The 10,901-nt window shown below is 69.1% G+C and carries 9 protein-coding genes; 3 read left to right on the top strand and 6 right to left on the bottom strand.

Going from position 1 to position 10,901, the window contains the following annotated elements; translation table 11 throughout:
• Positions 1-1,609, bottom strand: a 1,609-nt coding sequence (locus tag B3E43_RS08930; RefSeq protein ID WP_292028607.1) for a DNA gyrase subunit B, incomplete at its 3' end; no start/stop codon positions are given.
• A gap of 669 nt (positions 1,610-2,278) precedes the next feature.
• On the bottom strand, positions 2,279-3,409 hold the full coding sequence (gene recF, locus B3E43_RS08925; protein ID WP_292028604.1) for a DNA replication/repair protein RecF: 1,131 nt from the start codon (positions 3,407-3,409) through the stop codon (positions 2,279-2,281).
• Between the two features lie 110 nt (positions 3,410-3,519).
• Between recF and B3E43_RS08920 the strand changes: the two genes are divergently transcribed.
• Complete coding sequence (locus B3E43_RS08920; RefSeq protein ID WP_292028602.1) at positions 3,520-4,086, top strand: hypothetical protein; 567 nt, start codon at positions 3,520-3,522, stop codon at positions 4,084-4,086.
• Between the two features lie 22 nt (positions 4,087-4,108).
• Here the strand turns inward: B3E43_RS08920 and dnaN are convergent, their stop codons facing one another.
• The 3 genes from dnaN to rpsT all read right to left on the bottom strand — a co-directional run bounded on the left by dnaN (position 4,109) and on the right by rpsT (position 7,590).
• A complete protein-coding gene (dnaN, locus tag B3E43_RS08915) occupies positions 4,109-5,227 on the bottom strand; it encodes a DNA polymerase III subunit beta (RefSeq protein WP_292028600.1) in 1,119 nt (372 codons plus the stop codon).
• A 200-nt stretch (positions 5,228-5,427) separates the two neighbouring features.
• The gene (gene dnaA, locus B3E43_RS08910; RefSeq protein ID WP_414631349.1) at positions 5,428-6,882 is read right to left on the bottom strand and encodes a chromosomal replication initiator protein DnaA; all 1,455 of its coding nucleotides are present in this window, start codon (positions 6,880-6,882) and stop codon (positions 5,428-5,430) included.
• A 438-nt stretch (positions 6,883-7,320) separates the two neighbouring features.
• The gene (gene rpsT, locus B3E43_RS08905; RefSeq protein ID WP_292028597.1) at positions 7,321-7,590 is read right to left on the bottom strand and encodes a 30S ribosomal protein S20; all 270 of its coding nucleotides are present in this window, start codon (positions 7,588-7,590) and stop codon (positions 7,321-7,323) included.
• 211 nt (positions 7,591-7,801) lie between these two features.
• On the opposite strand from rpsT, the gene B3E43_RS08900 reads away from it, so the two are divergent.
• Both B3E43_RS08900 and B3E43_RS08895 read left to right on the top strand, forming a co-directional pair.
• Positions 7,802-8,188: a BlaI/MecI/CopY family transcriptional regulator gene (locus tag B3E43_RS08900; protein WP_292028594.1), complete on the top strand. Its 387-nt coding sequence runs from the start codon at positions 7,802-7,804 to the stop codon at positions 8,186-8,188.
• Positions 8,188-10,308 carry a M56 family metallopeptidase gene (locus B3E43_RS08895; RefSeq protein WP_292028592.1) on the top strand — a complete coding sequence of 707 codons (2,121 nt, stop codon included), beginning with the start codon at positions 8,188-8,190 and terminating at the stop codon, positions 10,306-10,308. The genes B3E43_RS08900 and B3E43_RS08895 overlap by 1 nt, the downstream gene beginning before the upstream one ends.
• Positions 10,309-10,311: 3 nt before the next feature.
• On the opposite strand, the gene B3E43_RS08890 is transcribed toward B3E43_RS08895, so the two are convergent.
• A partial coding sequence (locus tag B3E43_RS08890; protein ID WP_292028591.1) for an enoyl-CoA hydratase-related protein occupies positions 10,312-10,901 on the bottom strand: 590 nt, incomplete at its 5' end.

Genomic DNA, 10,901 nt, shown 5'->3' with positions numbered 1-10,901 from the left:
AGAAGAAGGTCAGCAGCAGGGTCCGGATGTGGGCGCCGTCGACGTCGGCGTCGGCCATCAGGATGATCTTGTGATAGCGCAGCTTGTCGGCGTTGAAATCGTCGCGGCCGATGCCGGTGCCGAGCGCCAGAATGAGCGTCCCGATCAGTTCGGATGACAGCATCCGGTCGAAGCGGGCGCGCTCGACGTTGAGGATCTTGCCGCGCAGGGGCAGGACGGCCTGGTTCTCGCGGTTGCGGGCCTGTTTGGCCGAGCCGCCGGCGGAATCGCCCTCGACGATGAACAGTTCGGACTTGGCCGGATCGCGTTCCTGACAGTCGGCCAGTTTCCCGGGCAGGGAGGCCATGTCCATCGACGTCTTGCGCCGGGTCAGGTCGCGGGCCTTGCGGGCGGCCTCGCGGGCGGCGGCGGCTTCGATGATCTTGGCGACGACGGCCTTGGCCTCGACGGGGTGTTCCTCGAACCAGGTCGACAGACCTTCGGAGCACAGGCCCTCGACGGCGGGCCGCACTTCGGAGGAGACCAGTTTGTCCTTGGTCTGCGATGAGAATTTCGGATCGGGCACCTTGACCGAGAGCACGCAGGTCAGGCCCTCGCGGGCATCCTCGCCCGAGACCGAAACCTTCTCCTTCTTGGCCGCGCCGGCGGCGTCGATATAGCCGCCCATGACGCGGGTCAGGCTCGCGCGGAAGGCCGACAGGTGGGTGCCTCCATCCCGCTGGGGGATGTTGTTGGTGAAGCACAGCATGGTCTCGTGGTAGCTGTCGTTCCACCACAGGGCGAGATCGATCTCGATCCCTTCCTTCTTGCCGCGGATGACGATGACGTCCTTGAGGATGGGCGTCTTGGACTTGTCGAGGTGGCGCACGAAGGCCTCGACCCCGCCTTCATAGTGCAGGATCTCCTCGAACTTCTCGGCCCCGCGATGGTCCTGCAGCTTGATGACCACGCCCGAGTTGAGGAAGGCGAGCTCGCGCAGGCGGTGCTCGAGCGTCTTCAGGTCGAAGTCGATGTGGGCGAAGGTGGTGACCGAGGGGTAGAAGGTGACCTCGGTGCCCGACAGGACCTTGCCATTGTCGCGCAGCGGCGCGTCGCCCGTGACGCGCAGGCTCTCGACCGTGTCGCCGCGCTCGAACCGCATCTCGTGGCGTTTGCCGTTGCGATAGATGACCAGCTTCAACCAGTCGGACAGGGCGTTGACGACGGAGACGCCGACGCCGTGCAGGCCGCCCGAGACCTTGTAGGAATTCTGGTCGAACTTACCGCCGGCGTGCAGCTGGGTCATGATGACCTCGGCAGCGGAGACGCCCTCCTCGCCGTGGATGTCGGTGGGGATGCCGCGGCCGTTGTCGGTGACCGTGACCGAGCCGTCGGCGTTGAGGATGACCTGGACCAGGTCGGCGTGGCCGGCGAGGGCCTCGTCGATGGCGTTGTCGACCACCTCATAGACCATGTGGTGCAGACCCGAGCCGTCGTCGGTGTCGCCGATATACATGCCGGGCCGTTTGCGGACTGCGTCGAGGCCCTTGAGGACCTTGATGGAATCGGCGCCGTAGGCGGCCTCTTCGGCGGTGTCTTCGTTACGCGCGGTCGGGGTCTGATCGGTCATATATTCGGTCGGTGAAACGCCCTCGGGAGGGCTTCGGAAGGCGGCGACGGGGCCGCCTTGAACGGACGGTTTTCAGGGCGGTTTTCAGGGCGCGAATCCGGGTCGCGCCGAGGCCTGCAACATATAGGGAATCGGGGCGGAATTGCGAGGAAAAGCGGTGTTGCGGGAGGGGCGAGAGTGGTGTGTTTCGCCGCGAAAAATTCAGACGGCGTCCGGCGATTACTCAAGGCGTCGCGGAGCGGTCCTGAAATGGCCTTTCGCGGCGCGGCGGCGATGTCGATGAACCTTTCAAAGACCCGTCCTGTGGGGACGGGAACATAGAGCACGCGCCTGCGTCAGGAACGGTCGCAGGGCGGGGACGGGGGCGGAATCAGGTGGCGCCGGTGGGTCGAAAAGGGCGTATCGGGGTCGCACAGGGGCGAGAAGACACGGGGCGGGAAGACTCTGTTTCCGGGGCGGTCGAATCCCGGACCGCTATCGTCATTCCGGGCGAAGCGCAGCGCAGACCCGGAACCCAGCGGCGCGCGCGAGCGCGAAGCTGTCGGGAGTGCCAGGCTTGAAGCGCCATATGCAGGCTTCAGTGTTTCGCCGCCGTCGCGGCGCCGCTGGGTTCCGGGTCTCCGAGCCGCTGCGCGTCTCTCCGCCCGGAATGACGATAGCCGTGGGGGGCTACTCCCCCGTCAGCGCCCCGCCCTCGACCCGAACGAACTGCGCCCTCCCCCGCAGCGGGGCGAACAGGTCGGCCTCGGTGCCGGTCAGAAAGGCCTGCAGGCCCAGCGCTTCGATCTCGTCGAACAGGGCGGCGCGGCGGGCCGTGTCGAGGTGGGCGGGGGCCTCGTCGAGGAGCAGGACGGGCGGCGCGGGCTGGTCCGCGAGACGGGTGATCTGGGCGAGGATCAGGTTGAGGACCAGCGCCTTCTGCTCGCCCGAGGAGCCCTCGGCGGCGGGGCGGTTCTTTTCACGATGCAGGGCGGTCAGGTCGGAGCGGTGCGGGCCGAACAGGGAGCGGCCGGCGGCGGCGTCGCGCCCGCGGCTGCGGGCCAGACCCTCGCGGAGGGCGGCGGCGATGGCTTCAGCGTCGGCGCCGGCGGTCGCCATGGCCTCGGCCTCTCCGGTCAGACCGAGGTCGGCCTGGGGGAAGGGACGGTCGTTGCGGGCGTCGATGGCGGCCTGGAGGGTGGTCAGGGCGGCGGCGCGGGCGATGGCGGCCTCGGCACCCGCCTCGCCGAGGCGCAGTTCGAGGGCATCGAGCCAGAGGGGGTCGGCGGCGCGGCCCTCGGCCCCTTCGGTCAGCAGGCGCAGCCGTTCGCGCAGGGCCTTTTCATAGGCCGAGACCGAGGCGGCGTGGGCGGGGTCAGCGGCGAAGACCAGCCGGTCGAGGAATTTCAGCCGCGCGGCGCGGGCGTCGGAGAACAGCCGGTCCTGTTCGGGCGTGGCCCAGACCGGGCGCAGATGGTCGAGCAACCGGCCGGGCTGGGCCGTCTCGCCGTCGATGCGGACGATGCGACGGGCGGCGCCGGGGGACTGGACGCCGGTGCCGAGTTTCGTCTCCTCCTCGCCGTCGGTCAGGACGGCGGCCACGGCCCAGGCCCGGCCGGTCGCCTCGCCGGGCTCGCGGCGGCCCATCTCGGGGGCTGTGGCGCCGCGCAGGCCGCGGCCGGGGGTGAACAGGCTGAGGGCCTCGAGCAGATTGGTCTTGCCCGCGCCGTTGGGGCCATGGAGCACGACGGCCCCCGCCGCGACCGGCAGGGTGGCGCTCGCATAGGAGCGGAAGTCGGTAAGGGTGAGGGAGGTGATCAAGCCTGCGGTCCTAGCGCGCTACAGCCTTCACCGCCACAGCACGGCCGGCCCGGCCACGCCGCTTGACTCGCCCCAGATACCGACGTTCGTATAGGCGGAAGGGGTGGGCCGTGAACGCATTCGAATTTGTAATCACGCTCTATTCGTTCGTCTACGCGCTCGGGGTGGCGCAGATCCTCGCTACGGTCGGCGATATGCTCCGGACGGGTGATCGGCTTCGCTTCTCCTGGCTGAACGCGGGCTGGATGCTGAATGTGCTGCTGGCGATCGTCGCTTGGTGGCTCAGCCTCTGGGACCTGCGGACCGAGACCAGCTGGCCGATGTCGACGGTGCTGGTGTTCTTTAGCGTGGCCTGCCTGCTCTATCTGATCTCGCGGTTGGTCAGCGCGCCGATATCGCAAGACGGCCCCGTCGATCTGCAACTCTATCACCGGCAGGAGGGCCGCAAATACGCCGGCCTGTTTGCCGTCAACACGGCGGTGACCATCGCGACGGTGTACCTGTACGGGGCGGAGAGCCAGAACTGGGTGGCGTCGAACTTCGCCAGTTGGCCGACCTTGGCGGCCAGCATCGCCGCCGCCATTTTCGTCAACCGATGGGTCCAGACAGCCGCGCTTGCCACCATACTGGTGATGTGGGGCTGGTACTATGCGACCTTGCAGAGCGCACTGATCTGACGGTGAACCGGGCTTGCGCCCGCTACACCCGCAGCGGCATCAGCACATACTGCACGCCCGGGTCGCCCGGATCGAGGACCAGCGTGGGCGAGGCCGGGTCGGCGAATTTGAAGTGGGCGGTTTCGCCGGTGATCTGGCCGGCGACGTCCAGCAGATAGCGGGCGTTGAAGCCGATCTCGAAGGGCTCTTCGGAATAGCCGATCTCGACCTCCTCGACCCCCTGCCCGGCCTCCATGTTGCGCACCGTCAGGGTGACGCGGTCCAGCTCGAAGGCCAGTTTCACCGAGCGGCTCTTCTCGGCCGAGATGGTGGCCACGCGGTCGACGGCCTGGGCGAACAGGGTGTTGTCGATGTCGGCCTGTTTGTCGTTCCCCTTGGGAATGACCCGCATGTAGTCGGGGAAGGCGCCGTCGATGACCTTGGAGGTCAGGCTGGCCTGGCCGAATTCGAAGCGGATTTTCTGCGGGCTGACCATGACCTCGACCGGACCGGAGCCGTCGTCGAGCAGGCGGCGGACCTGGTCGATGGTCTTGCGCGGGACGATGACGCCGGGGCCGCCGGCGGCGCCCTCGGGGGCCGGGGTCTCGGCCAGGGCCAGGCGATGGCCGTCGGTGGCGACGGCGCGCAGCAGGGGAATGCCGGCCTCGGCCACGGTGTGGAGATAGAGGCCGTTCAGATAGTAGCGGGTCTCCTCCGTCGAGACGGCGAAGCGAGTCTTGTCGATCAGCCGGGCGAGGTCTTCCTTGGGCAGGGTGAAACGCGTGCCCGATGTGTCGGTCGACATGACCGGGAAGTCGCCGGCCGGCAGGACCGGCAGGTTGAATTTGGAGCGGCCGGCCTGGACCACCAAACGGGGGTCGTCACCGTTGTAGCTGAGCGAGACCTCGGCGCCGTCGGGCAACTTTCGAACAATCTCATAAAGCGTGTGGGCCGGGGCGGTGATCTGGCCCTCGACATTCACCTGGGCCTCGGCCTCGTCGACCATCTCCATGTCGAGGTCGGTGGCGGCGAACGACAGCTTGTCGTGCCCGGCGCTGAGCAGGACGTTGGACAGGATCGGAATGGTGTTCCTGCGCTCGACGACGCTCTGCACGTGGCCGAGGGCCTTGAGGAGCGCGGATCGTTCGATGGTCAGTTGCATGTGGTCTCGCCCGGATGCGGCGACTCAGAAGCGCCACCGCGTATAGAGGGCCTTGGACACTAGCGGATTGGCGGCGGGGGGCAAGGAAGGGACTAGGGATGAGGGATTAGGGATGAGGGACGGCGCCACATCGATGTGTGGATAATCTCTGCCGCCGCGCCTCGGCTCCGACCTGTTCCCTGATCCCTAATCCCTCATCCCTAGCCCCGCAGCTTCCGCGTCAGCGTCTCCACATCCCGGGCGATCTGGTCATCAAGGGCCATCAGCTCCTCGATCTTGCGGACGCCGTGAAGGACCGTGGTGTGGTCGCGGCCGCCGAAGCGTCGGCCGATGTCCGGGTAGGAGCGGGTCGTGTGCTGTTTGCACAGCCACATGGCGATCTGTCGCGGGCGGGCCACGGCGCGGGTGCGGCGTTCGCTGAGCAGGTCGGCCTGTTTGAGGCTGAAATGGTCGGCGACGGTCTTCTGGATTTCGTCGACAGTGATGCGGCGCTCGGGTCCGCCGCGCAGGGCGGAGCCGAGCAGGGCCTGGGTCTCATCGACGCTGAGCGAGGACAGGCGGGCGCCGGCGACGGCGGCGAGGGTGTTCACGGCGCCCTCGAGCTCGCGCATCGAGCCCGGAGTGCGGTCGACCAGATGTTCGAGCACCTCGGCCTGGGCCTCGCCCGAGACGACGCCGAGACGGGCCAGGGCCTCGATGCGGCTGCGGGCCACGGCCAGCTTCAGCGCGCGGTCGGCGGGCTCGACCGGGCAGGTCAGGCCCGAGGCCAGATGGCTGCGCAGGCGCGGCTCGACCTCGGTCAGGGCCATGGGCGGGCGGTCGGCGGAGAGGATGATCTTCTTGCCGTCCTCGATCAGGGCGGTGAGGGTCGAGAGCAGTTCTTCCTGGGTGCCGGCCTTGCCGCCGACGAACTGGACGTCGTCGATCAGCAACATGTCAGCGTTGCGCAGACTGTCCTTGAACGCCGCCATGGTGCGGTCCTGGGCGGCGCGGACGAAGGTCGACAGGAAGCGTTCGGCGGTCAGGTAGACGACCCGGGCGTCCGGCCGGAGGCGCTGGGCCTCCCAGGCGATGGCGTTGAGCAGGTGGGTCTTGCCGTAGCCATAGGGGCCGCAGAAGAAGATCGGGTTGAAATGGCCGTCGGCCCAGGCGGCGGCCTGTCTGGCGATGGCCAGGGCGAAGGCGTTGCCCTGCCCTTCCACGAAACTGTCGAAGGTCAGTCGCTCCTGCAGGCCGGCGGCGCGCACGGCGCGGGCGCCGTCGGCGACGGGCGGCACGGTGGCCATCGGCATGGGGGCGGGCTGGAGCGGTATGACGGCGGCGCCCTCGGCGCGGCCGGCGGCGACCTGGGAGGCCGAGGGGGTCGAGCCCATCTCGGCGCGGCAGCGGACGTCGAGGCGGCGCGACAGGCCGTCGAGGCCCAGCCACAGCTCGTTCATGCGGCGCAGGGCGTTCTTGCGCACCCAGTCGCGGGCATAGGCGGTCGGGGTGACGAGGATCAGCTGGCCGGCGCCGTCGGCGCGCACGGCAGAGGGGGCGATATAGGAGCTGAAGGGCCCCTCGCCGATCTCGCTGCGCAGGCGGCCCGCCGCCTCGGTCCAGATACGATCCGGATCCGTCATCCCCGCCATTTGCGCGCTCCCCGTCATCGTCAAAGCCACCCTTCGAAACCCATCACCTGACGCCCTTCGGGAGAGGCCTGAACCTGGGACGACTTCTCCTGTCCCGCGTGGCGTGAGCCTCGCGGGTGGGGTCGAACTCTGGAACAGGCGTCTCACGCCGACACGAAAACTGGTTCCGCGCCGCTTTCATTCCGTATGGGAATGGAAGTGCGTCAGCGGCTCGAACTTACCCTCGGGGAGGGGGGCGTCAACGCTGATTCGCGACTCGAATTGCAGTTAAAATTGTTGACTCCGCTAAAGCCAAACACCGTCAACGAAAAACCGGAATTCGCCACAGAAGCGAGCGCGAATCGGCCTGACAGCGGTTACCGGCGCACGTGCAAACGGCGAGGGAGCCTTCGCGCCCTCGCCGTTGGAATCGCTGGATTTTGCCATGACAGCCCGGTGAAAGGCCGTCCGCGATCCGAAAAATCAGGCGGCGGCCATCTTCTTCAGCTGTGCGGCCAGACGACCCACCTTGCGCGAACCCGTGTTCTTGTGAACCACGCCCTTGGACACGGCGCGCATCAGCTCGGACTGGGCCTCGATGAAGGCGGTCTTCGCGGCGGCGGCGTCGCCCCCCGTGACGGCTTCCTGGAATTTGCGCAGGAAGGTGCGGACGCGCGTGCGGCGCGCCTTGTTCACTTCGGTGCGGGCAGCGATCTTGCGGATCGCTTTCTTGGCGCCGGCATTGTTGGCCATCAGTCAAACCTTACGAACGGAAACGCCGCGGAGCACGGTCCACGGCGGGGAAATCTCGAAGAGCGCGCGGCTATAGCGGAAAGGGGTTGGGGGGTCAACGAAGAGTCTGGCGCCGCCGCAACGGGGCCGCGAACGCAAGAGACGGTCTACAGTTGACGCCTTCTGGTTACAATTGTAGCGTACTCGCGACATTGATCGTGAGACCCGCGCCATGGCTGAACCGACCGCCCCCAGCGAGACTGAACTGGACGTCCTCAAATGCTTCTGGCGCGACGGCGATCTGTCGGCGCGCGAGGTGCAGGGCCGGATAGCGGCGGACCTGGGCTGGTCGTCGTCGACGACGCGGACGGTGCTGGAGCGGATGCGGGCCAAGGGCCTGCTGAGCCGGCGCGATGTGCACGGGATGGCGGTCTATTCGACGGCCCAGCCCAAGACGGCGGTGATCGGCGGGTTGATGAAACGGCTCGGCGCCATGCTGGATCTGGACGGCCCCCTGCCCGCGGCCGCCTTCTCGGGCAGCCAGATCCTGGATGCGGACGATATCGCCGAACTGGAGGCCGCCCTGGCCGCGCCGGACGCTGATCGGGAGGACCGCTGATGGGCGCGCCCGAACTGATGGTCCTGTCGCTGGGCCTGTCGGTGGTCGTGGCCGTGCTTGGTTGGACGGGCGGCCGGGGGGTCGAGCGGGTGAGCGCCGATCCGCGGCTGAGGGACCGGATTTGGGCCGGAGCGCTGGTCCTGCCGGCCCTGCCGCCGCTGGCGGTCGGGCTGATGCTGCTGACGCCCGCGCCGGTGCGGGAGATATCGCTGGCCGCCACGACCCTGCCGGCCGGCCTCGCCCCGGCGCCGGTCGGAAGCGCTGTCGTCGCCTCGCAGGCTTTCGCCCTCGACCCGACCATGGCGGCCTGGGTCGTTCTGGGGGTCGCGGCCGTGCTGACGGCCGTTCGTCTCGCGGCTCTGGCGCTGCGGGCCGGGCGACTGCTCCGCGTCATCGGTCAGGCCGAGGCGCCGGGCCCGGCGGTGATGGCGATGGTCGAGGCCGCGGCCCGCGATCTCGCCATCCGCCCGCCGCGTGTGGGCGTCAGCGCCGCAACCTCCGAGGCGCTGCTGGCCAGTCTGGGCCCGGCGCGGCTGATCCTGCCTGTGGGTCTCAGCGAGGCGGCGGATGCGGAGGCGGCCCGCGCCGTCATCGCTCATGAACTGGCCCATCTGAAGCGCGGCGACCATCGCGCCGTCTGGATGGAGGAAGCCCTGCTGGTCGCCCTGGCCTTCAATCCCCTCATGCCGGTTCTGCGCGCCCGGCGCGCCGCCGCGCGGGAAGAGGCCTGTGACGCCCTGGCCCTTCAACAGGCCGCGCCGGACATTCGCAGGGCCTATGCCAGATCCCTGATCGAGGCCTTGCGGGACCGCGCCGGTCCGCACGCCTCCGGCGGCCTGCCCGCCCTGACCTTCACCGGCGCGGGAAGGACCACCGCCATGCGCCGACTGAAAGCCGTCCTCAACCCCGCCCCCGCCGCCGGCCGCGGCCTCCGTCTGACCGCCTTCGGACTGGCCGGCCTGATCGCCCTGCTGGGCGGCGCCGGATCGCTGGCGGTGGCCGCGGAGCGGGAGGCAGTACTTGTGATCAACGCCGCCGCTCCGGTGACCGGCTCGGAGGCGGCGGCCGAACGGGCGGACGGGCCGGGCCCGGCGGCGGCTTCGACGCTGCTCGCCGAACAGTCGCGCAGCGTCGATCTGGGCCCGGACACGCGCACCCTGCTGAACGGCGCCCCCCTGCCCGAGGGCCTGCCGATGTGGGCCGTGGCCGCCGAACGCGTGGACGTCCGCACGAACGAGCGCCCGCGGGCCGTCAATCTGATCCTGGCCTTCACCGGAACGGTCCCGGTCAGCGTGGACGGCCATCGCATGCCGGACGGCTTTCCGGTCAGCGGCGTCAGTCCGGAGGCCGTGGCCCGCGTGGAAACCATCGGGGGCCATGTGATGTATACGCTGAAGCCCGAGGCCGAGGTGCGCCGCGACCGGATCAGCGCCAGCCGCGAACGGGCCGCCGCGCGAATGGCGACCGACACGGCCCGGAACGCCCTGAGCCCGGAGCAGCAGGCGCGCTACCGTGATCCCACGGCTCGCGAATACCAGACCCTGTGCGCGTCGGCCGACCCGGGCGATGATGGGTTCTGCGCAGGCGTCATGTTCTCACAGTTGCAGGCTGACGGTCTGTGTCTGCCAGCGGAACTGGACCGTGGGTCCGAGATTGTCCGGCGCGCCGCGCTGGGCGACCTGGTCGCCCGCGGCAAGGCCGAGATAGCCCGCGCCTCAATCCGGCCCGGCGACCGGCCCACGGACGTTGCGCGCTCGGCCCTCGCGCGGGCCTATCCCTGTGACGCGGCCGGCGCGACGCCGGTCAGCCAGCCTGGGCCCCTCGCTTCAGGAGCCCGGGCCGCACCGGCTGAAGCGGCGGAGGTCGCCGGGGTGGAGACGGGGGGAACAGGCCCCCAGAGCCAGACGCCTGGAACCGCCGTCGCCCCGGAGGAACCCCGTGAAAGCGAGTTCCTCGCCGAACGCCGGGCCGAGCGGGCGGCGACGCGTGAGGCCTGGCCGAGCGAGCGCGGACTGCGTCTTCCGGGCTGGCCGCGCGCGGACCGACCCGCCCGGAACAGCCCCTTCCGTAACGAACGCGTGGCGTCCGATCCGCAGAACGCGCGCGTCCCGAGGCCCTGAGCCCTACCGGCCGGTGAAGTTCGGCTTCCGCTTCTCCACGAAGGCCGCCATGCCTTCCTTCTGGTCCTCGAAGGCGAAGAGGGAGTGGAACAGGCGGCGTTCGAACTGGACGCCCTGGGTCAGGGTGGTCTCCAGCGCGGCGTTGACCATTTCCTTGTTGGCCATGACGGCCAGAGGGCTTTGCGAGGCGATCTTCGCGGCGATCTTGCGGACCTCGTCCAGCAGGGCTTCGTGCGGGACGACGCGGCTAGCGAGGCCGGCGCGTTCGGCCTCGGCGGCGTCCATCATGCGGGCGGTCAGGACCATGTCCATGGCCTTGGACTTGCCCACCAGACGGGTCAGGCGCTGGGAGCCGCCGATGCCGGGGGCGACGCCGAGGTTGATCTCGGGCTGGCCGAATTTCGCCTTCTCGCTGGCGACGATGAAGTCGCACAGCATGGCCAGTTCGCAGCCGCCGCCGAGGGCGAAGCCGTTGACGGCGGCGATGATCGGCTTGCGGAAACGGGTGATGCGGTCGTGGCCGAGGGCGAAGAAATTGCCCGTGTACATCTGGGCGTAGGTCTGGTCCTGCATCTCCTTGATGTCGGCGCCGG

The organism is Brevundimonas sp. UBA2416 (genome assembly GCF_002343105.1).
Taxonomy (GTDB): Bacteria; Pseudomonadota; Alphaproteobacteria; order Caulobacterales; family Caulobacteraceae; genus Brevundimonas.
The sequence above is the reverse complement of the archived record's forward strand: the minus strand, read 5'-3'. Positions and strand labels throughout refer to the sequence as shown.